Raw genomic sequence first — 22987 nt, 5'->3', positions numbered from 1 at the left:
CGACGATGCTCATCGCGCTCATCAAGAAGGAACTCATTGCCCTCGGGCGCGACCTGCACGGACTGGCCGCCTTGTTCCTCATGCCGGTGATCTTCATCGTGGTGATGTCGCTGGCGCTCAAGGACTACTACAACCCGCCGATGGCGGCGTTGCACTACGCGGTGGACCCGCAGGACCACGGCGCCCCTGCGCAACTGGTGCTCGCTGCGTGGAAGAACGCCCACGGCGCGCCCCGGCCGCTGCCGACCGACTGGCGAGCGCAACTGCTCAACGGCCAACTCAAGTACGTGATCGTGCTGCAGCCCGGCTTGTCCGATGCATTGGACGCAAACGCCCTGCCCACGCAAGCGCGCATGCAATTGCTGGCCGAGCCCGGCATCGACGGCAACCTGTTCAACGCGCTGCGTGCCGAGTTGGTGGGTGCGGCCGGCGAGGTCAAGGGACGCCTCGAATTCACCGTGGCAGGCGGCCCGCCGCCGCCACCTGGTGCGTCGATGACCGCGTTGGTTCAGGCCGAGCGCTTTGCCCCCAGCGGCCCCCGGCCGACCGCCGTGCAGCAGAGCGTGCCGGCCTGGCTGGTGTTCGGCATGTTCTTCGTGGTCGCGTCGATGTCCAGCCTCTTCATCCAGGAGCGCGCCAGCGGCACGCTGGGGCGCCTCCACAGCTTGGGCGTGTCGACCGGGATGCTGCTGGTTTCCAAGGCCCTGCCATACCTGGGCGTCAACGCCTTGCAAGCCGCGTTGATGCTGGCCGTGGGCGTGTGGCTGATGCCGCTGCTCGGTGGCGACGCCTTGTCGCTTGCAGGCATCCATTGGGGGGCACTGTGCGCGGCGCTGGCCGCGATCAGCATGGCGGCGGTCAGCCTGTCATTGGCACTGGCCTGCGCGGTCCGCACGCACGCACAGGCGGCGACGGTCGGCCCGATCGTCAACGTGCTGATGGCGGCGGTCGGCGGCATCATGGTGCCAAAGTTCGTGATGCCCGTGTTCATGCAACGCGTGGCCGAGTGGTCCCCGATGAGTTGGGGGCTTGAGGCGCTGCTCACCGCAGTGTTGCGCGGCGGCGGCCTGGCGGCCATGCTGCCGGACATCATTCGGCTTGTCGTTTTTTCCGCAGTCATGCTCGCGCTGGCCGCCTTGTTGTTTCAAAGACGTGCTGCAGCATGAACGAGCCCCTCTCACTACCTCACCTGATCGCCGAGCTGAAGGCGCTGGTGCTGGACGCCGTGGAAAAACCCGCACCCGAAGGAGGCCTCGGCGACGACGAGCCCCTGTTCGGCCCCGAGGCACGACTCGACCTCGACTCTCTCGACGCGCTCCAGGTGTCGATGGCGATCCAGAAGCGCTACGGCGTGCGCATGCCCGACAGCAAGGAGACGCGGCGCGCGCTGGTGTCCATTGCGCATCTGGCGGAGCATTTGAGCGCTGGACGGGCATGAGCATGAGCGCCGCGCTGGGCCGCCCCAAGCAAGCTCGCACCCCCTCGGGGGGCAGCGAGGACACGAAGTGCCGAGCGTGGGGGCCATGAACTTTCCGGTGTATGTGGCGGGCACTGGCCTGGCTTGCGCACTCGGCCGCGACTTGCCGGCGTCGCTGGCGGCTTTGCGTCACGGCGGTGTTTCGCCAACACGCATCACGGTGGCTGAAGGCTTCACCTGGCCGGTGTTCGAACTGCCGCACGACGAAGGCGACTGGTTGCAGCGATTGCGTCGCACGGTGCGCGATGTGGTTGCGCAATGCGCCTTGCCCGACGACGCGGCAACTTCGGGCATGCCACTGTTCGTCGCGTCCTCCTCGCTCGACGTGGGCTACGAAGAAGAGGTCCATTGCTTCGCCGGCGATGTGCAAACCTTTGGCGATGTGGTGGCCGAAGCGATTGGCTGGCGCGGCCCGGTGTTCACCGTGTCGACGGCGTGCACGTCGGCCGTCAATGCGATGCTGGCCGCGGCGGACTTGATCCGCTGTGGCGCTGCGGCGCAGGCGCTGGTGCTGGGCGTCGAGTTCCGCAACCGTCTCACGCTGGCCGGTTTCGGCGGCATGCAGTTGCTGTCGCCGGAACGCGCACTGCCTTTCGGCGCGGAACGAAACGGACTGGTTCTTGGCGAGGCCGTGGCCGGCGTGGTGCTGAGCGCCACAAAAGCGCGTTGGCGCCTGGCCGGCGGTGCCAATGTGGTGGGCGGTGCCACGCCGACCGGCGCCGACATGGATGCTGTCGTCGCCGTGTGCCAAGCCGCGCTGCTCCAGGGGGGCCTGCGCGTGCAAGACATCGACCTCATCAAGCCGCAAGCCGCAGGAAGCCCCGGCAACGACGCCATCGAAGCCGCCGCGTTACGCCAGTTGTGGTCCGAGATGCCGCCAATGGTCGCGCTCAAGCAGTGGATCGGTCACACGCTCGGCGCTGCGGGCGCGGCGGAACTCGTGCTGCTCACGGCGTGCATCGAAACAGGCACATGGCCGGCCGCGGATCACGCGCTGGATTCAGCATTGGACGTAGCGCTATGCAATCGGGCGCCGGCGCGACTGCGGCACATCCTCTTCAATGCCATCGGCTTTGGCGGCGGGCATGCGGCGCTGGTGCTGGAAGACTGCGGCGGATGACAAACGGCGAGGCCGAATCCATTCTTGACGGCTGGCGGCTTGTCGCGCATGTCGTGGCCGACCCGCCGCCTCCCGGTTGGCGCGAAGCCTTGGCCGCGCGGCTCGGTGCGCGACCCCGCCGCATCGGTGTGTGGGCCGAGTTGGCGCTGCACGGCGCGTGGCAGTGCCTGGACGCGGCGGGCGAGGCTGCGCTGCCTCCGGGTGCCCGTCTGCGGGTGGCAAGCCTGAGTGGCCCGCAAAGTGCCACGCGTTCCAGCCTGGTGCAACTGCGCAGCGGCCTGCCGATGCCTTTCGAATTCATGCAAAGCCAGCCGGGCCTGATGCTCGCCGCGTTGGCCAAGGGGCTGGCGTGGCAGGGCGACGCGAGCTTCATGGTGTGCCGCGACAGGCCATTGCTGATGCGCGCGGCCTTGCACGGTGCGGGCCCGGACGGTCTGCTGCTGGGCTGGATCGAACAAGAAGGCGATGCCCTTCGCAGCGAGTGGTGGCGCTGCGTACCTTAACGCCTCCCGAGGCTGCGCGCACTTCGTGTTGCTCCGCCACCCCCACCGGGGGCAACACCGGCGGCCCGGAGCTTGTTGCTCGCCCCCAGGCTCCGTGCACTTCGTGTCACTTCGTCAACTCCCTGCCGGGGCCAGTAGCAGCGGCCCGGCAAAGCCGGCTCCGCGATGCTCCCGGTGAAGACCGCCCTCCACGGAGATTGGGTCAGTTCAGGAGGCGCTCGGGATTCGCGTCCAGCTTGGCGAGCGCTTCACGCGTCGCGCGGACGGTCAGGGTTTCTTCTTCGGCAGGAACGAGCAGGCCGGCCTGCAGGTAGGACGCGAGGCGGCCGGCCTGGATCAGGAAGCTGCGGCCGTCGGCGGAAGCAAAGAGGTGCAATTGCTTGCGGTCGCTGCGCCAGACGAACTGCACCTGCGTCACCCGGCTGTTGTGGTCGAGCATGAACCAGTTGCCCACTTGCAGGTCGTGCGCCCAGGCCAGCATTTCCTCGCTGACCTTGTTGCCCGTGTCGGGCACCACCTCGATCGACGAGGCGTCGACGCCCAGCAGCAGTTCGATGCTCGCCGCGTCCAGCGGCAGGTCGCTGGCGCCGCCTTCATCGGTCACGAAGTCTTCGAGGTTGGCCAGTCGCTTGGCCATGGCCTCGATCTGCGCCGCCGGAATGGCGTCGGTCTTGGACATGAAAGCGTCGGCCAGCGTTTCGCCGATGATCTTGATGTGCGTTTCCTGCGGCTCGCCGTTGATGCCCAGCAGCGTCATGCCCTGGCGCAAGCGTTGCAGCAGATTGGGCAGGTCCTGGATCACGCGCGTGCGGTCGTTGCGATTGGGTTTGGCGCTTGCGGCCCACACCAGATCGGCAGCAGCGCGCTTGAGCGTGACGGTTTGCTGGTCCTGCGCGCCGTAGCGCAGCGCGGCCAGCGCCAGCACTTCGGCCCACACCTTGAACAGGAACTCGCGGATTTCCTCGCGCACCGGAATGTCGTTGAGCATCTTGCGAAGCTCGATGGTGTACTGGATCGCCATCGTCTCCTTCTGCTCGACCTGCTGCGCCACGCTCATGAGGCGCTGCGTCGCGTCGCTCTGCGTGAGGTACTTGGACAGGAAGGCGACGAACTCGTCGAACACCAGCTTGAATACGCGCTGACCGGTTTCCGGATATTGCTCGATGACCTGCACCACGCGGCGAATTTCCGCCTCGAGCGCGCTGCCGGATATGGCGGCCGCATCGAAGCCCATCACGCACGAACCCATGCGATCGATGAGCATGCGGGCGGGATGCTGCAAGGTGCCGAAGAACTCCGGTTCAGCGATTGCCACGCGCAGCACCGGCATCTGCAGGCGCGCAAACCACACGCGCGCCGAGAATGGAATGCGCTCCTCGGCCAGGATGGCCTGGAACATCAGCGCCACGATCTCGACCGTGGCCTTGTCGGCCGTGGTCGGCGCCTTTTTCTTGAGGTCGGCCGTGCGACGGCGCAGGTCGACAGCCGATTGCTGGATGGCGGTCGCCTCGTCGCCGACGATGTATTGCGACGCCGCCACCTGATAAGCCACTTCCGCATCCATGATGGCCTGCACGAAGGCGGGCGAACCGCCACCGCGCATGCTGCCGGCCACGCCACCCGCGCCACCGCCGCCATGTCCGCCGCCCGCGACACCGAAGCCACCACTGCCGGCAGCGTCGACGCCAATGCGCGCGGTCACGAAGCGCTTGAGATTCGTCAGGACACCCTGCGCGCGTTGGCGCGCGACCACGAAGGGCGAGCTTCCAAGGGCGAAGAACTCGCTGCCCGGGATGCCGCGAGTGCCCGCACCACCGTTGCCGCCGGAACCGCCTCCGCCGTATCCACCGCCACCCCCGGCACCACCGCCGACGACTCCTGCGCCACCACCGCCATCGCCACCGCGCCCACCGGCAGATGTCAAGCCGATGGCCGCCGGTGCAAAACCACCGGGAATCGAACCGTCGGCGGCCACGCCGCGCACGCCCACCCCGCCTGCTGCACCACCCCCGGTGCCGAACTGCATGGGCGCGGAAGAAGGCGCGCCGTGTGCGCGCTTGACGAAGCCCTTGAGGTCAATCTCGGGCATCACGCCCTTGCTGATCAGGAAGGCGTTGGCGTCCTTGTAGGCCGCGAGAATGGCATCGAGGATGCGGTTCTGGACGACTTCCTGGACCTTGGTCCACATGGGTCGGGTCAGGCCGGCCGCCAGCCACTGGTCGACCAGCAGGCGCGACAGCACTTCGGGGCGCAGCACGTCCTTGCTGCTCAACTCGCTCACGCCCTCCAGGTGCTGCATGCGCAGGCGCAGGTCGTTGAGTTCGAAGCTCGCCTTGTCCTGGATCACCAGCGCCAGGCGCGACGACAGGATGTTGTTCTCGACCACCTCGTCGCCGATGAGCTCGAGGTTGGAGATGGAGTTGTGAGAGGTGTTGTGGGCGGATTGCGCGACCGTCAGCGCCTTGCGCCAGCCCGATTGCGCCAGCGTGACCCAACGCGACTCCTGCTCGCGAAATGCCACGAAGTCGTCACGGTTCTGGTACATCTCCCGCGCGTTGCCGGTCTGCGCGGCGAGCGAGCTCAGGCGCTCGCGGATGGCGAGCGCGGTCGGTGCAATCACGCCTTCGGTCGCCGCAACGAAGCGCTCACGCGTTTCGCGTGCCAGCTGAAGGGACGATGCGTGAGAACGCTCTGGGCTCATTTGGGGTCAGGAACGCAAAAACTGTGCGCAGTGGCGAGCTTGCCTTGTGAAATGTATCCGCACAAGTGTTGCGGCATGCTCGGCAACCCCAACGTCGCGCGGGCCCGTCAAACAACGGCGCCGGAGTTCGGATCGTCCGGGTCGCCGTCTCGCTTTACGGGACCCTTGATCAGGTCTTCACGCTTGACGCCCAGCCACATGGCGATGGCCGCGGCCACGAAAGCCGACGAGTAGATGCCGAAGCAGATGCCGATGGTCAGGGCCAGCGCAAAGTAGTGCAGCGTCGGGCCGCCGAAGAAGAACATCGACAGCACCACCAGCTGCGTACAGCCGTGGGTGATGATGGTCCGGCTGATGGTCGAGGTGATCGCGTTGTCGATGATCTCGTGCGTGTTCAGCTTGCGGTAGCGCCGGAAGTTCTCGCGCACGCGGTCGAAGATCACGACCGACTCGTTCACCGAATAGCCCAGCACCGCCAGCACCGCCGCCAGCACCGCCAGCGAGAACTCCCACTGGAAGAAGGCGAAGAAGCCCAGGATGATGACCACGTCGTGCATGTTGGCCAGCACGGTGGCCAGGGCGAACTTCCATTCGAAGCGGAAGGCCAGGTAGATCATGATGCCGACCACCACCATGCCCAGGGCCTTGAGCCCGTTGGTGGTGAGTTCGTCGCCCACCTGCGGGCCGACGAATTCGTTGCGCCGCAGCGTGACGCTCGGGTCGACCGTCTTGAGCGCCTCGATGACCTGGTCGCTTTGCTGCGACGAGCTCACGCCCTTCTTGGCGGGCAGGCGGATCATCACGTCGCGCGAGGTGCCGAAGTTCTGCACCTGCACGTCCTGGAAGCCCGCCTTGCCGATGGCCTCGCGCACCTTGCCGAGATCGGCCGACTGCTGGTAGCTCACCTCCATGACGGTGCCGCCCGTGAACTCGACCGACAGGTGCAAACCGCGCGAGAACAGGAAGAAGACCGCCAGGGCGAAGGTGATGAACGAAATGGCGTTCAGCACCAGCGCGTGGCGCATGAACGGAATGGTGCGATGAATACGAAAGAATTCCATGGCGTGTTCTTTTCCTTACTTACCGCCGGCGACAGCGCCGTCCGTTGCCGGACGCCACACCGTGCCGATCGACACGCTCTTGAGCTTCTTCTTGCGTCCGTACCAGAAGTTCACCAGCCCGCGCGAGAAGAACACGGCCGAGAACATCGAGGTCACGATGCCGATGCAATGCACCACGGCAAAACCGCGGATCGGGCCCGAGCCGAAGGCCAGCAGGGCAATGCCGGCAATCAGCGTGGTCACGTTCGAGTCGAGAATCGTGGCCCACGCGCGCTCGTAGCCCGCGTTGATGGCCGCCTGCGGCGCCGCGCCATTTCGCAACTCTTCGCGCACGCGCTCGTTGATGAGCACGTTGGAATCGATGGCAACGCCGATGGCCAGCGCCATGGCGGCGATACCCGGCAAGGTCAGCGTGGCCTGCAGCATCGACAGCACGGCGATGAGCAGCAGCAGGTTCACCGCCAGCGCGATGGCCGAGAACACGCCGAAGAGCGCGTAGTAGAGGCACATGAAGACCACGATGGCCGCGAAGCCCCAGGCCACGCTGTGGAAGCCCTTGGTGATGTTGTCGGCCCCCAGGCTCGGGCCGATGGTGCTTTCCTCGATGATTTCCATTGGCGCGGCGAGCGAGCCCGAACGCAGCAGCAAGGCCAGGTCGTTGGCCTCGATGACGGTCATGGAACCGGAAATCTGGAAGCGGTTGCCCAGTTCGCCGTTGATCGACGGGGCCGTGAGCACTTCGCCCTTGCCCTTTTCGAAGATCAACATCGCCATGCGCTTGCGGAAGTTCTCGCGGCTGACGTCGCGCATGATGCGCCCGCCCTTGGCGTCCATGGTCAGGTCGACCTTGGGCTGCTGGGTCTGCGAATCGAAGCCGGGTTGCGCGTCGGTCAGGTTCTCGCCGGTGACCAGCACCTGCTTCTTGACGATGACAGGACGGCCTTGGCGGTCCAGGAATTTCTCGGAGCCGAAAGGCACCGGGCCCGTGCCCATTTCGGCGGCGCGGCCTTCGGCCGTTTCGTCGACCATGCGCATTTCGAGCGTGGCGGTGCGGCCCAGGATGTCCTTGGCCTTGGCCGTGTCCTGCACGCCGGGCAGCTCGACCACGATGCGGTCGATGCCCTGCTGCTGGATCACCGGCTCGGCCACGCCGAGTTCGTTGATCCGGTTGTGCAGGGTGGTGATGTTCTGCTTGAGGGCAGCGTCCTGCAGGCGGCGCGCGGCCTCGGGCTTGATGGTGGCAACGATCTTGCCGTCAGCCCCGTTCTGCGTGGCGACGGCGGCCAGATCCGGGAACTGGTCCCGGATGATGTTGGTCGCGCCCTGGAGGCTCTCCGGATCGCGGAAGCTCACTTCGATGGCCTGGCCGTTGCGGCTCACGACGCCGCGGATGGTCTTGTCGCGCAGGGCTGCGCGCACGTCGCCGGCAAAGGTCTCGGCCTTCTTGTCGATGGCGCCCTTCATGTCGACCTGCAGCATGAAGTGCACACCGCCGCGCAAATCGAGACCGAGGTACATCGGAAACGCGTGCAGCGACGACAGCCATGCCGGTGAACGCGACACCAGGTTCAGCGCCACCACATAAGGCGGATCGCTGGGATCGGGCACCAGCGCGTGCTGCACCACGTCGCGCGCCTTGAGCTGGTCGTCGGTGGTGGTGAAGCGCACGCGCAGCGACGTGGCGTCGCGCGTGACCATGTCGGGCGAGAGATTCGCCGCCTTGAGCGCGGCCTCGACGCGATCCTGCGTGGTGGCGTCGAGCTTGGCGGTCGATTTGGCGGTCGACACCTGCACTGCAGGCGCTTCGCCGAAGAAATTGGGCAGGGCGTAGATGAGCCCCACGAGCAGCACGATCACGATGATCGCGTACTTCCAGACCGGGTAACGGTTCATGATCGCGCTTATGTTGCGGCCAAGGCCGCCAGACAGAGAGGAACTAAGGGATTACTTGACGGTGCCCTTGGGCAGCACCTGAACCACGGCGCTGCGCTGCATGCGCACGTTGACGCCGTTGGCAATTTCAAGAGTCAGGTACTGGTCACCGAGTTCCGAGATCTTGCCCAGCACGCCACCCGCCGTGGCCACTTCGTCGCCCTTGGCCAGTGCCGCGAGCATGTTTCGGGCTTCCTTCTGGCGCTTCATCTGTGGGCGGATCATCACGAAATACAGCACCACGAACATCAGCACCAGCGGCAGCATGCTGCCGAGGGAAGACATCATGTCACCGCCAGCAGCGGCCGGAGCGGTTTGAGCGTAAGCAGAGGAAATGAACAAGGGAGTTCTCCAACAGGGGGAAGACAGGTCGCAGGCTTGGCCCGCACACTGGCGGCCACGGGACGTGGCCACGCGGCGCGGACTTGGGCCGCGCACAACACCGCGCATTGTATTGCGCGGGGTCTGCCCTGCCGGGGGCTAACCCGCCGAGGTGGGCGGGGTTTTCACGGGGCATACGCCAGAGCACCCGGATGCGGATCATTCGATGGGGTTTGGACGCAATGCAGGCGCCCGGAGTGAAGAGTCCATGCCTTGTCCGCCCAGCCTTTCGGGCTGAGCGTTCCACTCACCGACAATCTTGATTCACAAGACGCCTGAAACCAAAGCAGCCCAACGGTCGACCAGCTGGCCGACGCAAGCGTGCTCCTGGAGCGCATTCGCACCGAGCCGTGGCAGGCGGGGCCCGCGACGGGCGAGGCCACAAGGCAATGAAGTTCAAGGAAACGCAATGACAAAGGGCAGGACGACAACGAATTCAAGGCCGGACGGTCTGCCCGCGACCGGCACAGCCGTGCCCGCAACCTTGCTCGCCGACCTGCGCACGCTGATCAGCGACGCCCGGCACCGGGTTACCGCAGCCGTCAACGCCGGCTTGACCGCACTCTATTGGCATGTGGGCAAACGCATCCGGGACGAAGTCCTGGGGCAGGCCCGTGCAGACTATGGGGAGGCCATTGTCGCCACGCTGTCGCGACAATTGGTGCTGGAGTTCGGGCGCGGCTTCGAGGCCAAAAACGTACACCGCATGGTGCAGTTTGCCGAGGCGTTCCCGGACGAACAGATTGTCGCCACGCTGTGGCGACAATTGACCTGGTCGCACTTTCGCGCGTTGCTGCCACTCAAGAAGCCGCTGCAACGCGAGTTCTACGCCGAGATGTGCCGTATCGAGGGCTGGAGCGTTCGCGCCCTGAATGAGCGCATCGACTCCATGCTCTATGAGCGCACCGCACTCTCCCGCAAGCCAGAGGCGCGGGCTGAAGAAGAATTGGTTGACCTGCGCGCCAAGGGGACGCTGAGCCCGGCCCTGGTTCTCAAGGACCCTTACTTGCTCGATTTCCTCGGCTTGAGATCGCTACCTCGAGAAGGGACTGGAAGACGCCATCCTGCGGGAGCTTGAATACTTCTTGCTGGAACTGGGTGCTGGCTTTTCGTTCATCGCCCGGCAAAAGCGCATCCAGCTTGACGGGGACGACTTCTACATCGACTTGCTTTTCTTCAATCGCCTGCTCAAGCGGCTGGTGGTCGTCGAGCTCAAGCTGGGACGCTTCAAGCACGCCTACAAGAGCCAAATGGAGTTGTACCTGCGCTGGCTCGACAAATACGAGCGCGCGCCCGGCGAGTTGCCGCCACTTGGCATCATCCTTTGCGCCGAAAAGAATGACGAGCAGATCGAGCTGCTGGAACTGGGTGCCTCGGGCATTCACGTGGCCGAATACCTGACAGTGCTGCCATCACGCGAAGCCTTGCACGAGCGCTTGCAAGCCGCAATCGAAAACGCTCGGGCGCGTCTGCCGCGTGCGGATCCGGATGAAGCCGCCTGACGTCCTTCAGCGGGACATCATCGATCACCGGGAGGCCGCGCGGGCCTCGTTCAGGGATCTGGCGACGGGACTTGCGCGCTGAATCCAGACTCAGGCGACGGCCCGCTCCGCCCCCGGATTGCGCCACTTCGCCATCAAATCATTCCAGCGAATACGCGCAGCCGCCACATTGCGCTCCTTGACGTGCCCGTAGCCGCGGATCTGCTCCGGCAGGCTTGCGATTTCCAGTGCGGTGGTGTGGTTGGCGGCGTTCAGTCCGCGCAGCACTTCCTCGATGCTGGCGCGGTATTCGCCGATCAAGGCACGTTCCATCTTGCGTTCTTCCGTCCGGCCGAAGATGTCCAGCGCCGTGCCGCGCAGGCCCTTGAGCTTGGCCAGGAAGCGGAAGCCGGTCAGCATCGCCGGGCCGAATTTCTGCTTTTGCAACTCGCCCTTGGCATTGCGCTTGGCGATGATGGGCGGGGCGAGGTGGTAGTTGAGCTTGAAGTCCTTGCCCATCTCGCCCTCGAACATGCCTTCCACGCGCGAGAGGAAAGCGGTGTCGGTGTGCAGGCGGGCGACTTCGTATTCGTCCTTGTACGCCATCAGCTTGAACAGGTAGCGTGCAACCGCCTCCGTCAGGCTCGACTTGCCGGTGGCCTCGGCTTCCGCCTTTTGCACCGTGCCGACGAAGGCGCGGTATTGATCGGCGTAGGCGGCGTTCTGGTAGCCGGTCAGGAACTCGACCCGGCGCGTGACCAGGCTTTCGACCGTCTCACGCTTCTTGAACTCGATCACCTGGCCGGGGGTCACCAGCTTTTGCACCGCGGCCAAGTTGGCGGCGGCGCGGCGGCCCCATTCGAAGGCGGTCTTGTTGTTCTCGATCGCGACGGCGTTCAGCTCGATGGCACGCATCAGCGACTCGTGCTCCAGCGGTACCCAGCCCTTTTGCCAAGCGTAGCCCAGGATCATCGGGTTGACGTAGATGGTGTCGCCCATCAATGCGGCGGCAAAGGCGTCCGCGTCGAAGGTGCCCAGGGCGTCGACGCCGACCGCTTGTGCGATCTCGGAGGCGCACGAATCCTGCGGGTTCTGCCAGTTGGCGTTGCGCACGAAGGCTGCCGTGGGGGCGCCGTGCGTGTTCAGCGCCACATGCGTGCGGCCTTCGCGCATGCGCGTCAGCGTTTCGTAGTTGACGGCCACGAGCGGATCGCAGGCCAGGATCAGGTCGGCGGCCGCCGTGCCCACGCGGGTGGTGCGGATGTCGTTCTGCGTGTCGCCGATGAGCACGTGGCTCCAGGTCGCGCCACCCTTTTGCGCCAGCCCCGCCGCGTCCTGCGTGACGATGCCCTTGCCCTCGATGTGCGCAGCCATGCCCAGCAACTGGCCGATGGTGATGACGCCGGTGCCGCCAACGCCCGCAACGACGATGCCCCAGACCTGTCCCGCCGCCAGCACGGGCAGGGTAGGCTCGGCCACCGCGCCGAATTCGACCGGCGTCGCGGCTTTGGCCTTGGCCTTCTTCTTGAGCGTGCTGCCTTCGACGGTGACGAAGCTCGGGCAGAAGCCCTTCAGGCAGCTCGTGTCCTTGTTGCAGGTGCTCTGGTTGATGGTGCGCTTGCGTCCAAATTCGGTTTCCAGCGGCTCGACGGACAAGCAGTTGCTCTTCACGCTGCAGTCGCCGCAACCTTCGCACACGAGATCATTGATGACCACGCGCACCGCCGGATCGACGGCCGTGCCCCGCTTGCGGCGGCGGCGCTTCTCGGTCGCGCAGGTCTGGTCGTAGATGATGGCCGTGGTGCCCTGGATCTCGCGGAACTCGCGCTGGATCGTGTCGAGCTCGTCGCGGTGGCGCACAGCGACGTTGTCTCCCGGGATCTTCACGCCCTCGTACTTCTCCGGCTCGTCCGTGACGACGATGACTTTCTTCGCGCCTTCGGCATGGAGGCTCTCGGCGATCTGGATCACCGAATGGCCTTCAGGCCGCTCACCGACCTGCTGGCCGCCCGTCATCGCGACGGCGTCGTTGTAGAGGATCTTGTAGGTGATGTTCACGCCCGCGGCGATGCTCTGGCGGATCGCCAGAAGGCCGCTGTGGAAATAGGTGCCGTCGCCCAGGTTGGCGAAGATGTGCTGGTCGGTCGTGAAGGGTTGCTGGCCGACCCACGGCACGCCCTCGCCGCCCATCTGCGTGAAGCCGATGGTGGAACGGTCCATCCAGGTGGCCATGAAGTGGCAACCGATGCCGCCCATGGCGCGCGAGCCTTCCGGCACCACGGTGCTGGTGTTGTGCGGGCAGCCCGAGCAGAACCACGGCTGGCGAGCGTCGGTCACGCCGCCGGCCTGCAGCACTTCCATCGAGCGCTCCTTGGCTTCGAGGATGGCCATTTGCGCTTCGACGCGCGCAGTCATGTCGGCGCCTGCCGCGGCGAGGATGCCGGTCTTCTTCAGGCGCTGCACGATGGCCTTGGCGATCAGCGCGGGGTTCAGATCGGCGTTGGCGCGCAGCAGCGTGTTGGCCGTGGGATTGGGCATGGCCCATTCGCCGCCGCTGAAATCGCCTTCCGGCTCGGAGTACTTGCCCAGAACGTTCGGGCGCACGTCGGCGCGCCAGTTGTAGAGCTCTTCCTTGAGCTGGTATTCGATGACCTGGCGCTTTTCCTCGACCACGAGGATTTCCTGCAGGCCGGTCGCGAATTCGCGCGTGAGCTGCGCTTCGAGCGGCCACACCACGGCCACCTTGTGCACGCGAATGCCGAGTTGGCGGCAGGCGTCGTCGTCCAGACCCAGGTCGATGAGGGCCTGGCGCGTGTCGTTGTAGGCCTTGCCGCTGGCCATGATGCCGAAACGGTCGTTCGGGCCTTCGATGACGTTGTGGTTGAGCTTGTTGGCGCGGATGTACGCCAAGGCTGCATACCACTTGTAGTGCATCAGGCGCGCTTCCTGCTCCAGCGCGTGGTCGGGCCAGCGGATGTGCAGGCCGCCGGGCGGCATCTGGAAGTCGGTGGGGATGATGATCTCGACGCGCTCGGGGTCGATCATGGCCGTGGCGCTGGATTCGACGATTTCCTGGATCGTCTTCAACCCCGACCACACGCCCGAAAACCGGCTCATCGCGAAGGCGTGGATGCCCAGGTCCAGGATCTCCTGCACGTTGGTCGGGAAGAACACCGGCGAGCCGCAGGCCTTGAAGATGTGGTCGCTCTGGTGCGCGGCCGTCGAGCTCTTGGAGATGTGGTCGTCGCCCGCCACCGCGATCACGCCGCCGTACTCGGTGGTGCCCGCCATGTTGGCGTGCTTGAACACGTCCGAGCAGCGGTCCACGCCGGGGCCCTTGCCATACCAGATGCCGAAAACGCCGTCGAACTTGTTGGTGCCCTTGGGCGAGAAGCCCAGTTGCTGCGTGCCCCACAGCGCCGTGGCCGCGAGTTCTTCGTTCACGCCCGGCTGGAAGACGATGTTCTGCGCCTTCAGGAACTTGCTGGCCTTCCACAGCGCCTGGTCGTAGCCGCCCAGCGGGGAGCCGCGATAGCCGCTGATGAAACCGGCGGTATTCTTGCCCGCCGCCTGATCGCGCAGGCGCTGCAGCATGGGCAGCTTGACCAGCGCCTGGACGCCGCTCATGAAGGCCCGCCCATAGTCGAGCGAATATTTATCGTCGAGCGTGACGGTCTCAAGGGCCTTGCGAATGTGTTCTGGCAGTGGGGCGTTCATTTTTCCGGTCTCCGATTTGGCTGAGCCTCGTGGGCTGTGGCAGGGATCGTGTCTTGATCAGACACATTTCGCCATGAATTCACGCAAAGTGTATGCCTGCTCGGTTGATAGGTGTTTGCGTTCTTTGTTCCAAAATGGCACCATGACGAAAGAATCATGCTCAAGATAGGCTCTGATGGAAAGCATTGATAAGTTCGACTTGGCGATCCTGAAAGAACTGCAGGCCGACGCCCGCCTGACCAACGCAGAATTGGCGCAGCGGGTGGGCCTGTCCGCGGCCCCATGCTGGCGGCGAGTCCGCGCGCTGGAGGCCGGCGGCTACATCAAGGGATACCACGCCGAGATCGACCGGCACAAGATCGGACTGGGCGTGCTGGCCTTCGTGCGCGTCGACGCCGAGCGCGTTGCCGGCGAGCCGACCCGCAAGCTGGAGGATGCAATCCGCAAGCTGCCCGACGTGATCTCCTGCCACTACATCAGCGGCACCGGCACCTTCGAGTTGCAGGTGGTGGCGCAGGACCTGGACAGCTTCTCGAGCTTTGCGCGCCAGCACCTGATGAACCTGCCGAACGTCAAGGACCTGCACACCAGCTTCTCCCTGGGCGAGGTCAAGGCGAGCAGCGCGCTGCCGCTGACGCACATGTCGCCCAAGGGCTCGCGGACATAGGGACATAGAATTTCCCCGGCACCATGGCCATCACGACATCTGGGCTTCTCCCATTCATTGCGGTCTGCTGCGACGCGCTGGGTGTCACTGACGAGGCGAATGTCTCCGCACCGCGGAGACAAATGACTTCGGCAGGCCGGGTGCAAGGAATCTGATGCCCCCCATCTCCACTGAAGAAACCCCCGTCACGCCCACCCAGGCGCCGCGGCGCGTTGGCGCCCTCGAGCCGCTGGGCGTTCCCGTGTTCCGCATGCTCTGGACGACCTGGCTCATCGCCAACATCTGCATGTGGATGAACGATGTGGCGGCGGCGTGGATGATGACCTCGCTGACCTCCTCGCCCATCTGGGTGGCGCTGGTGCAGTCGGCTTCGACGCTGCCGGTGTTCCTGCTGGGCCTGCCCAGCGGCGCGCTGGCGGACATTCTTGACCGGCGGCGCTGGCTGGTCGCCACGCAGTTCTGGCTGGCGGGCACGGCCATCGTGCTGTGCACCGCCATTGCGCTGGACATCATCACGGCGCCCCTGCTGCTGGCGCTGACCTTTGCCAACGGCATCGGGCTGGCGCTGCGCTGGCCGGTGTTCTCGGCCATCGTGCCGGAACTGGTGGAGCGCACGCACCTGCCGGCCGCGCTCGGGCTCAACGGCATCGCCATGAACGCCTCGCGCATCATCGGGCCGCTGGTGGCCGGCGCCTTGATTGCGAGCGCGGGCAGCGTGTGGGTCTTTGGGCTCAACGCGGTGCTGTCGGTGGCGTCGGGCTTCGTGGTGCTGCGCTGGCGGCGCGAGCACACGCCGAATCCGCTGGGCCGCGAAAAGCTCATCAGCGCGATGCGGGTGGGCGTGCAGTTCGTGCGCCAGTCGCAGCGCATGCGCGCCGTGCTGTTGCGCGTCGCGATCTTTTTCCTGCATTCGACGGCGTTGCTGGCCCTGTTGCCGCTGCTCGCCCGTGGATTGCGCGACGGGGGCGCCGGCACCTTCACGCTGCTGCTGGCAGCCATGGGCTCGGGCGCGATCGTGGTGGTGCTGTTCCTTCCGCGGCTGCGCCAGGCGCTGGCACGCGATCAACTCGTGCTGGCGGGGGCGCTGGTGCAGGGCGCCGCCACGGCCGTGATGGCGGTGGCGCCCAACGCCTGGGTCGCCGTGCCGGCGATGTTCGCGGGCGGCATGGCGTGGATCACGACGGCCAACTCCCTTTCGGTGTCCGCGCAAATGGCCTTGCCCGACTGGGTGCGTGCGCGCGGCATGTCGATGTACCAGATGGGCATCATGGGATCGAGCGCCTTCGGCGCCGCGCTGTGGGGCCAGGTGGCCACGGTGACGTCGCTGCAAATCAGCCTCGGCCTGGCGGCAGCCAGCGGCGTGGTGCTGATGCTGCTGGCCCTGCGCTTCGTCAACGACGGGCCCGAGGAAGACGACGTGAGCCCCGCGCACGAAGGCTGGGCCGCCGGGCCGCCCGCGGTCGCGCCCGATGAAGAAGGGCGCGTGGTCATCACCATCGAATACATCATCGACCCGGCCAGAACGGCGTCCTTTTTCATCGTCATGGACCAGACGCGGCGGGTGCGCCTGAGCCAGGGCGCCATCGAATGGGCGCTGCTGCACGACATCACCGACCCCGGCCGCTACGTGGAGCAGATCGTCGACGAGTCGTGGACGGAGCACCTGCGCCGCTTCAGACGCGCCACCGCCGCCGACATCGCGCTGCGCGAACGGCGCCTGGCCTTTCACTTGGGCGAGGGGCTGCCAGTGGTGACGCGGTACATCGTTCGCCGCTGATTCTTTTACCAACCATCTGAATTTGACCGTCGCGCAAGCCTGGTGCGCGGCGGGTCAACGCGCGCTCCGCGCTGCTGCAAATAACGAAATCTTGCAATTTGAGCCAAGGATCACGGGTAATCACTAGGCACTCTTTTTTGACCATATGGATAATTTAGGCATCCCACCCCACAGGAATGAGGATTGCCAAGATGAATTCGGTCCGCCTGCGCAGCCGCTTCTGGTCTGACCTGACCAGCGAAGAGTTCTCCCGCCTTGACCGCTCCCGCCTGATCGCCGTCCTGCCGGTCGGCGCCACCGAGCAGCATGGTCCCCACCTGCCGATGTCGACCGACACCGCCACCATCGACGGCATGGTGCAGGCCTCCCTGCCGCACCTGCCGGACGACTTGCCGGTGCTCTTCCTGCCCACCGTCGCCTACGGCAAGAGCAACGAGCACTCGCGCTACCCCGGCACGCTCACCGTCTCTGCGACCACGCTCATTTCGCTGTGGAAGGACATCGGCGAGAGCGTCGCGCGCGCCGGCGTGAAAAAGCTCGTGCTCTATAACAGCCACGGCGGCCAGATGTCGGTGATGGACATCGTGGCGCGCGACCTGCGCGAAGCGCACGGCATGATGGTCGTGGCGGCCAACTGGTACACGCTGGGCCTGCCCGAAGGCCTGTTCACCGCGCACGAAGGCAAGCACGGCGTGCACGCCGGCGACCTCGAAAGCTCGGTGATGCTGCACCTGACGCCGGACTACGTGCGCAAGGAGAACTTCCGCAACTTCCACTCGATGACGGAAGACCTCGCGGCAGAAAACAAATTCCTGTCGATCACGCCCAGCGGCAAGCTGGGCTGGCAGATGCACGACATCAATCCGCAAGGCGCGGCCGGCGACGCCACGCGCGCCACGGCCGACAAGGGCGCCGCCGTGCTCGACCACGTCGGCCGCCGATTTGTCGACCTGCTGCAGGAAGTCGACCGCTTTTCGCTCGAACGCCTGGCCAACGAGCCGGCCTGGCACTGAACTCCGCCCCACCGGGAGCCATCATGGAAAGCAACACGCCATCCACCGCCCCGCTGGTCCGCCTGCGCAACGTCAGCAAGCGCTTTTCCAACGGAACGCTCGCACTGCAGGGCATGTCGCTCGACTGCGGCGAGCATGACTTCATCAGCTTCCTCGGGCCTTCGGGCTGCGGCAAGAGCACCGCGCTGCGGCTGATCGCGGGCCTCACCCGGATCAGTTCCGGCGAGATGGCCTGGTGCGGCGCGAACAGCGGCCAAGGCAAGAGCGACCGCGACCTCGGCTTCGTGTTCCAGGAGCCGACCTTGATGCCGTGGGCCAAGGTCTTCGACAACGTGTGGCTTCCCCTCAAGCTCACCGGCGTGAGCCGCGACGCCGCCGCGCCCGTGGTGCAACAGGTGCTCGAAATGGTGGGCCTGTCCCGCTTCGCCGACGTCTACCCGCGCGAGCTGTCCGGCGGCATGAAGATGCGCGTGTCGATTGCGCGCGCACTGGTCACGCGGCCACGCCTGCTGCTCATGGACGAGCCCTTTGCCGCACTGGACGAGATGACGCGCATCAAGCTCAACAACGACTTGCTCGCCATCTGGAAGGAGCATCGCTTCTCGGTCATCTTCGTGACGCACAGCGTCTACGAGTCGGTGTACCTGTCCAACCGCATCGTGGTGATGGCGGCACGTCCCGGCCGCGTCATCGACGAGATCCGGATCGACGAACCCTACCCCCGCGGCGAAGCCTTCCGCACCTCGAGCCGCTACAACGCGCATTGCACGGCGGTGTCGCAATCCCTGCACGGAGCCCTCCATGGCGTCGACATCGATCACTGACCCCACCACGCTCGCGGCCGTGCAGGACAACAACGCCCCCTCTGCCGCCGAACTGCAGGCGCGCGATGGCCGGCTGCGCCGCCGCGAATCGCTGATGCGCATCGCCGTGCCAGCCGCCGTGGTGGCCGGGCTGCTGCTGGTGTGGGAACTGCTGGTGCGCGTGAACAACGTGCCGCACTACATCATTCCCGCGCCTTCGCTGATCCTCTCGACGCTGTTCGAGAACTGGGAAACGCTCGCGCCGGCCCTGTGGTTCACCGTCAAGCTCACGCTGCTGGCGCTCGCGGCCGCCATCGTCGGCGGGGTGCTGCTGGCCGTGGCTTTTGCGCTGTTCAAGTGGGTGGAGATCGGCCTGTTTCCCATCGCCGTGATCCTGCAGGTGACGCCCATCGTGGCGATTGCGCCGCTGATCCTCATCTACGTTTCGAGCACCACGGCAGCACTGTTGTTGTGTGCATGGATCGTGGCGTTTTTTCCGATCCTCTCGAACACGGTCATCGGGCTCAAGAGCGCGGACAGCAACCTTCGCGACCTGTTCACGCTGTACAAGGCCTCGCCCTGGCAGACCTTCCGCTACCTGCTGGTGCCGAGCGCGCTGCCCTACTTCATGGCGGGCCTGAAGATCGCCGGTGGCCTGAGCCTGATCGGCGCCGTGGTGGCGGAGTTCACGGCCGGCACCGCAGGCCGGGAAACGGGCCTGGCCTCGCGCATTCTCGAATCGAGCTTCCGCACCGAGATTCCGATGATGTTCGCGGCCCTGCTGCTGGTCTCGCTGCTGGGCATCGCGATCTTCATCGTGTTCGCCGCCCTTTCGCGCATGGTCCTGGGCCACTGGCACGAAAGCGAAATGAAGAGGGAACGATGAACGCAGTCTTGATGGAACGCGAAGCGCCCGCGAAGGCGGTCGACTGGGACGCCGTGCGGCGCGACCTGCACGGTCTCAACCTCATCACGGCAGCGGGTTCGCGCAAGCAGTTGTCCAGGGACTTCTACTGGTACAGCCCCATCCTCACCGAACAACTCGCCGGTTGCGTCGCCGGCCTGGTGGTGAAGGTGTCGACCGAGGATGACGTTCGCCAGGTGGCCTCGGTGGCCGCCCGGTGGAAGCTGCCGCTCACCGTGCGCGCAGGCGGCACCGGCAACTACGGCCAGTGCGTGCCGCTCGAAGGCGGCATCGTGCTCGACGTGACGCCGATGAGCCGCGTGCTGGACATCGCCGACGGCCGCGTGCGCGTGCAAGCCGGCGCGCGCATGCACGACATCGAGATGGCCGTCGCCGAGACGGGCCAGGCCTTGCGCATGTGGCCCTCGACCTGGCACGTGGCATCCATCGGCGGCTTCATCGCAGGCGGTTTCGGCGGCATCGGATCGATTCGCCACGGCATCCTGCGCGACACCGGCAACCTGCTGCGCGCCCGCGTGATGACGGTGGAGCGCGAGCCGCGCATCATCGAACTGGAGGGCGACGAGATCCAGCAGGTGCACCATGCCTATGGCACCAACGGCGTGATCCTCGACGTCGAGCTTGCGCTGAGCCCCGCGGTCGAGTGGGTGCACTGCATCGCCCTTTTCGACACCTATCGGCGGGTGATGGATTTCGGCGTGGCGGCCTGCACGCCGTCCATCGACCTCTTCCTGCTCTCGGCGGTGGATGCGCGCTTCTCGCCCTACTACGCGAATCTTGGCGAGCACTTTCCGGCCGACCGCCACGCGATGTTCGCCATGGTGGCGCCCGGGTCGATGGCCGCGTTCCGCGCACTGGTCGCGGCGCATGGCGGGTCGATGTCGCTCGAAGGCACCGAGCCCGAGCTGCTGTCGCGCGGCCTGCCGCCCGCCTATGAATGCGCCTACAACCACACCACTCTGCAGGCGCTCAAGATCGATCGCACCTGGACCTACCTGCAGGTGGCCTACGCGCAGCCCTTCGACCCTGCCGTGGTCGACCGCCACATCGCCATCTTCGGTGACGACGTGCTGCAGCACCACGAGTTCGCGCGCGCGGGCGGCGAGTACGGCACCTTCTCGATCCTGCTGGTTCGCTGGAAGGGCGAGGCACATCAATACGAAGTGATGCGCGAGATCGAATCGCAAGGCGGCTGCCAGATCTTCAACCCGCACGTCGTGACCATCGAAGACGGCGGCATGAAGACCATCGACACGCAGCAGATCGATTTCAAGAAGCGCAGCGATCCCAACGGATTGATGAACCCCGGCAAGACCCGGGGCTGGACCGCCGACATGGCGCGCGACGCCTGACCCGAACCACACCACCAGACCCCGCACCCAAGGAACCCCGATGAGACTTCAAGCCCCCTTCATTGCCCGCGGCCTGATCGCCGCGCTGCTCGCCGGCACCGCCATCTCCGCACTGGCGCAGGACAAGGTCGTCATGGCCACCAACTGGCGCGCACAGCCCGGCCACGGCGGCTTCTACCAGGCGCTGGCCGACGGCACCTACAAGAAGTTCGGGCTGGACGTCGACATCCAGCAAGGCGGCCCGCAGGTCAACAACCGTCCGATGCTGCCGGCCGGCAAGGTCGATTTCCTGATGACCGGCAACATGCTGATGGCCTTCGACAACATCAAGCAGAAGGTGCCGACCGTCGTCGTGGCGGCTTATTTCCAGAAAGACCCGCAGGCCATCATTGCGCATCCCGGCCAGGGCTTCGATACCTTGGCCGACCTCGCCAAGGCCAAGACGGTGCTGCTGGCCAAGGACGGCCAGATCAGCTACTGGCAGTGGATGAAGAAGGCCTACAACATGCGCGACGAGCAGGTGCGTCCCTACAACTACAGCCTTTCGCAGTTCCTGGCCGACAAGCAAGCCGTTCAGCAGGCCTATGCCACCTCGGAGCCGCTGGCGGTCGAGAAGCAGGCGGGCTTCAAGCCGGTGGTGCTGTCGCTCGCCGACGCCGGCTGGTCGACCTACGGCATGGTGATCGAGACGCGTCAGGACCTGGTCAAGACCAAGCCCGACGTGGTCCGCCGTTTCGTCGAGGCCACCAACATCGGCTACTACAACTACCTGTACGGCGACCGCAAGGCGGCCGACGACCTCATCAAGAAGATCAACCCGGACATCAGCGACGATTACATCGGGAAGTCGATCCCGATCCTGCGCGCGCACATCGACATCGGCGACGCGGCGACGAAGGGCATTGGCGCCATGACCGACGCGCGCATGAAGGACTTCCACGACAAGGCGGTGTCGGCCGGCCTGTACAAGCCCACGGACTTCAACTACCAGGACGCGTACACGCTTCAGTTCGTCAACAAGGGCACCGGCCTGGACCTGCGCAAGACGCTCGCCAAGAACTGAGGCCGACGACGATGCTGGAGCGTACCCTCACCGTGCGCGTGGCGCGCATCGTGCGCGAGACGCCGGAGATCCTGTCTTTCGAGCTCGCCCATCCGTGGGGGCGCACGCTGCCCGGCTACGAGGCTGGCGCGCACATCGACGTGCAGATGCCCGGCGGCTTCTCGCGCCAGTATTCGCTGGCACGGGCACCTTCGGCCGACGCAAGTTCGTCGTACGTGATCGGCGTCAAGCGCGAACAGGCGAGCCGCGGCGGTTCGGCGTCGATGCACGAGCGAGTGGGAGAAGGCGACCTCCTCGCCATCAGCGCCCCGCGCAACACCTTTCCGGTTCGCGCCGAAGCCAGGCGGCACCTGCTGCTGGCGGGCGGCATCGGCATGACGCCGCTGCTGGCCATGGCGCAATCATTGGCTGCCCAGGGCGCGGACTTCACGCTGTGCCTGTTCGTGCGCAGCCGGGAGCACGTGGCCTTCGCGCAGGCTTTGGACGATCCGGCACTGGCGCCGCACGTCAGGCTGCATCTGGACCAGGGCGACGCGTCGCAGCGTATCGACCTGCGCACGCTGCTCGCCACGCACGAAGCCGGCACGCACCTTTACATGTGCGGTCCCGGCGGTTTCATGAAAGCGGTGCGCGATGCTGCGGCGCATTGGCCCGAGGAGGCCGTTCACGCCGAGTACTTCGCGGCGCCCACCGATTCGGCCCTGCCAGCCGGCCGCCCGTTCACGCTTCGGCTGGCACAGCGCGGCATCACGGTGCCGGTCGCGGCCGACCAGAGCGCCGTCGACGCCCTGCACGAATTCGGCATCGACATTCCCGTGTCTTGTGAGCAAGGCCTGTGCGGCACCTGCGTGGTCGGCGCACAGGGCGGTGGCGCGGAGCACCGCGACTTCTGCCTCACCGGCAGCGAGCGGCTGCACAAGGTCGCGCTGTGCTGTTCGCGCGCGAAGGACCGCGAGCTGGTCGTGCAACTCTGAGCGCGCACCTGCAAGAGCGCACCTGCATGAGCGAACTTCT

19 protein-coding genes are annotated in these 22987 nt (G+C 65.8%); 14 read left to right on the top strand and 5 right to left on the bottom strand.

The window, feature by feature from the left end:
- The first annotated feature begins 5 nt into the window (after window positions 1-5).
- The 4 genes from QTI66_RS24535 to QTI66_RS24520 all read left to right on the top strand — a co-directional run bounded on the left by QTI66_RS24535 (window position 6) and on the right by QTI66_RS24520 (window position 3100).
- Complete coding sequence (locus QTI66_RS24535; protein ID WP_286562646.1) at window positions 6-1166, top strand: ABC transporter permease; 1161 nt, start codon at window positions 6-8, stop codon at window positions 1164-1166.
- Window positions 1163-1438, top strand: coding sequence for an acyl carrier protein (locus tag QTI66_RS24530; RefSeq protein ID WP_286562644.1), 276 nt, complete (start codon window positions 1163-1165; stop codon window positions 1436-1438). Before QTI66_RS24535 ends, QTI66_RS24530 begins: the two co-directional genes overlap by 4 nt.
- A gap of 85 nt (window positions 1439-1523) precedes the next feature.
- The gene (locus tag QTI66_RS24525) at window positions 1524-2597 is read left to right on the top strand and encodes a beta-ketoacyl synthase N-terminal-like domain-containing protein (RefSeq protein ID WP_286562643.1); all 1074 of its coding nucleotides are present in this window, start codon (window positions 1524-1526) and stop codon (window positions 2595-2597) included.
- Window positions 2594-3100, top strand: coding sequence for a hypothetical protein (locus tag QTI66_RS24520; RefSeq protein WP_286562642.1), 507 nt, complete (start codon window positions 2594-2596; stop codon window positions 3098-3100). Before QTI66_RS24525 ends, QTI66_RS24520 begins: the two co-directional genes overlap by 4 nt.
- A gap of 202 nt (window positions 3101-3302) precedes the next feature.
- On the opposite strand, the gene QTI66_RS24515 is transcribed toward QTI66_RS24520, so the two are convergent.
- From QTI66_RS24515 to yajC, 4 genes are all read right to left on the bottom strand, one after another.
- Window positions 3303-5801, bottom strand: coding sequence for a DUF1631 family protein (locus QTI66_RS24515; protein WP_286562641.1), 2499 nt, complete (start codon window positions 5799-5801; stop codon window positions 3303-3305).
- A 107-nt stretch (window positions 5802-5908) separates the two neighbouring features.
- The gene (gene secF, locus QTI66_RS24510) at window positions 5909-6862 is read right to left on the bottom strand and encodes a protein translocase subunit SecF (RefSeq protein ID WP_286562640.1); all 954 of its coding nucleotides are present in this window, start codon (window positions 6860-6862) and stop codon (window positions 5909-5911) included.
- Window positions 6863-6877: 15 nt separating this feature from the next.
- Window positions 6878-8755 carry a protein translocase subunit SecD gene (gene secD / locus QTI66_RS24505; protein ID WP_286562639.1) on the bottom strand — a complete coding sequence of 626 codons (1878 nt, stop codon included), beginning with the start codon at window positions 8753-8755 and terminating at the stop codon, window positions 6878-6880.
- Between the two features lie 51 nt (window positions 8756-8806).
- Window positions 8807-9136 carry a preprotein translocase subunit YajC gene (gene yajC / locus QTI66_RS24500; RefSeq protein WP_286562638.1) on the bottom strand — a complete coding sequence of 110 codons (330 nt, stop codon included), beginning with the start codon at window positions 9134-9136 and terminating at the stop codon, window positions 8807-8809.
- Window positions 9137-9584: 448 nt separating this feature from the next.
- Here yajC and QTI66_RS39930 point away from each other — a divergent pair, with 448 nt between their 5' ends.
- Together QTI66_RS39930 and QTI66_RS39925 are read left to right on the top strand one after the other, a co-directional pair.
- Complete coding sequence (locus tag QTI66_RS39930; RefSeq protein WP_444815043.1) at window positions 9585-10253, top strand: DUF1016 N-terminal domain-containing protein; 669 nt, start codon at window positions 9585-9587, stop codon at window positions 10251-10253.
- A gap of 7 nt (window positions 10254-10260) precedes the next feature.
- The gene (locus QTI66_RS39925; RefSeq protein WP_444815042.1) at window positions 10261-10677 is read left to right on the top strand and encodes a PDDEXK nuclease domain-containing protein; all 417 of its coding nucleotides are present in this window, start codon (window positions 10261-10263) and stop codon (window positions 10675-10677) included.
- Between the two features lie 90 nt (window positions 10678-10767).
- On the opposite strand, the gene QTI66_RS24490 is transcribed toward QTI66_RS39925, so the two are convergent.
- Complete coding sequence (locus tag QTI66_RS24490; protein ID WP_286562637.1) at window positions 10768-14373, bottom strand: indolepyruvate ferredoxin oxidoreductase family protein; 3606 nt, start codon at window positions 14371-14373, stop codon at window positions 10768-10770.
- A gap of 175 nt (window positions 14374-14548) precedes the next feature.
- On the opposite strand from QTI66_RS24490, the gene QTI66_RS24485 reads away from it, so the two are divergent.
- From QTI66_RS24485 to QTI66_RS24450, 8 genes are all read left to right on the top strand, one after another.
- A complete protein-coding gene (locus QTI66_RS24485; protein WP_286562636.1) occupies window positions 14549-15040 on the top strand; it encodes an Lrp/AsnC family transcriptional regulator in 492 nt (163 codons plus the stop codon).
- Between the two features lie 154 nt (window positions 15041-15194).
- Window positions 15195-16817 (top strand): MFS transporter, encoded by a 1623-nt coding sequence (locus QTI66_RS24480; protein ID WP_286562634.1) that lies wholly within the window; start codon window positions 15195-15197, stop codon window positions 16815-16817.
- Window positions 16818-17008: 191 nt separating this feature from the next.
- On the top strand, window positions 17009-17830 hold the full coding sequence (locus QTI66_RS24475; RefSeq protein WP_286562633.1) for a creatininase family protein: 822 nt from the start codon (window positions 17009-17011) through the stop codon (window positions 17828-17830).
- 23 nt (window positions 17831-17853) lie between these two features.
- The gene (locus QTI66_RS24470; protein ID WP_286562632.1) at window positions 17854-18654 is read left to right on the top strand and encodes an ABC transporter ATP-binding protein; all 801 of its coding nucleotides are present in this window, start codon (window positions 17854-17856) and stop codon (window positions 18652-18654) included.
- On the top strand, window positions 18632-19519 hold the full coding sequence (locus tag QTI66_RS24465) for an ABC transporter permease (protein WP_286562631.1): 888 nt from the start codon (window positions 18632-18634) through the stop codon (window positions 19517-19519). The genes QTI66_RS24470 and QTI66_RS24465 overlap by 23 nt, the downstream gene beginning before the upstream one ends.
- Window positions 19516-20910, top strand: coding sequence for an FAD-binding oxidoreductase (locus QTI66_RS24460; protein WP_286562630.1), 1395 nt, complete (start codon window positions 19516-19518; stop codon window positions 20908-20910). The genes QTI66_RS24465 and QTI66_RS24460 overlap by 4 nt, the downstream gene beginning before the upstream one ends.
- 40 nt (window positions 20911-20950) lie before the next feature.
- Complete coding sequence (locus QTI66_RS24455; RefSeq protein WP_286562629.1) at window positions 20951-21973, top strand: ABC transporter substrate-binding protein; 1023 nt, start codon at window positions 20951-20953, stop codon at window positions 21971-21973.
- 11 nt (window positions 21974-21984) lie between these two features.
- Window positions 21985-22947 carry a PDR/VanB family oxidoreductase gene (locus QTI66_RS24450; protein WP_286562628.1) on the top strand — a complete coding sequence of 321 codons (963 nt, stop codon included), beginning with the start codon at window positions 21985-21987 and terminating at the stop codon, window positions 22945-22947.
- Window positions 22948-22987: the final 40 nt, after the last annotated feature.

The sequence above is a fragment of the Variovorax brevis genome, assembly GCF_030317105.1.
Lineage (GTDB): Bacteria > Pseudomonadota > Gammaproteobacteria > Burkholderiales > Burkholderiaceae_C > Variovorax > Variovorax brevis.
This window is presented reverse-complemented; position numbering and strand designations above follow the sequence as displayed.

Excerpts from the sequence above, each read along its gene's own strand:
- QTI66_RS24535 (WP_286562646.1), top strand. The coding sequence starts at position 6 with ATGCTCATCGCGCTCATCAAGAAGGAACTCATTGCCCTCGGGCGCGAC.
- QTI66_RS24530 (WP_286562644.1), top strand. The coding sequence starts at position 1,163 with ATGAACGAGCCCCTCTCACTACCTCACCTGATCGCCGAGCTGAAGGCG.
- QTI66_RS24525 (WP_286562643.1), top strand. The coding sequence starts at position 1,524 with ATGAACTTTCCGGTGTATGTGGCGGGCACTGGCCTGGCTTGCGCACTC.
- QTI66_RS24520 (WP_286562642.1), top strand. The coding sequence starts at position 2,594 with ATGACAAACGGCGAGGCCGAATCCATTCTTGACGGCTGGCGGCTTGTC.
- QTI66_RS24515 (WP_286562641.1), bottom strand. The coding sequence starts at position 5,801 with ATGAGCCCAGAGCGTTCTCACGCATCGTCCCTTCAGCTGGCACGCGAA.
- secF (WP_286562640.1), bottom strand. The coding sequence starts at position 6,862 with ATGGAATTCTTTCGTATTCATCGCACCATTCCGTTCATGCGCCACGCG.
- secD (WP_286562639.1), bottom strand. The coding sequence starts at position 8,755 with ATGAACCGTTACCCGGTCTGGAAGTACGCGATCATCGTGATCGTGCTG.
- QTI66_RS39930 (WP_444815043.1), top strand. The coding sequence starts at position 9,585 with ATGACAAAGGGCAGGACGACAACGAATTCAAGGCCGGACGGTCTGCCC.
- QTI66_RS24490 (WP_286562637.1), bottom strand. The coding sequence starts at position 14,373 with ATGAACGCCCCACTGCCAGAACACATTCGCAAGGCCCTTGAGACCGTC.
- QTI66_RS24485 (WP_286562636.1), top strand. The coding sequence starts at position 14,549 with ATGGAAAGCATTGATAAGTTCGACTTGGCGATCCTGAAAGAACTGCAG.
- QTI66_RS24480 (WP_286562634.1), top strand. The coding sequence starts at position 15,195 with ATGCCCCCCATCTCCACTGAAGAAACCCCCGTCACGCCCACCCAGGCG.
- QTI66_RS24475 (WP_286562633.1), top strand. The coding sequence starts at position 17,009 with ATGAATTCGGTCCGCCTGCGCAGCCGCTTCTGGTCTGACCTGACCAGC.
- QTI66_RS24470 (WP_286562632.1), top strand. The coding sequence starts at position 17,854 with ATGGAAAGCAACACGCCATCCACCGCCCCGCTGGTCCGCCTGCGCAAC.
- QTI66_RS24465 (WP_286562631.1), top strand. The coding sequence starts at position 18,632 with ATGGCGTCGACATCGATCACTGACCCCACCACGCTCGCGGCCGTGCAG.
- QTI66_RS24460 (WP_286562630.1), top strand. The coding sequence starts at position 19,516 with ATGAACGCAGTCTTGATGGAACGCGAAGCGCCCGCGAAGGCGGTCGAC.
- QTI66_RS24455 (WP_286562629.1), top strand. The coding sequence starts at position 20,951 with ATGAGACTTCAAGCCCCCTTCATTGCCCGCGGCCTGATCGCCGCGCTG.
- QTI66_RS24450 (WP_286562628.1), top strand. The coding sequence starts at position 21,985 with ATGCTGGAGCGTACCCTCACCGTGCGCGTGGCGCGCATCGTGCGCGAG.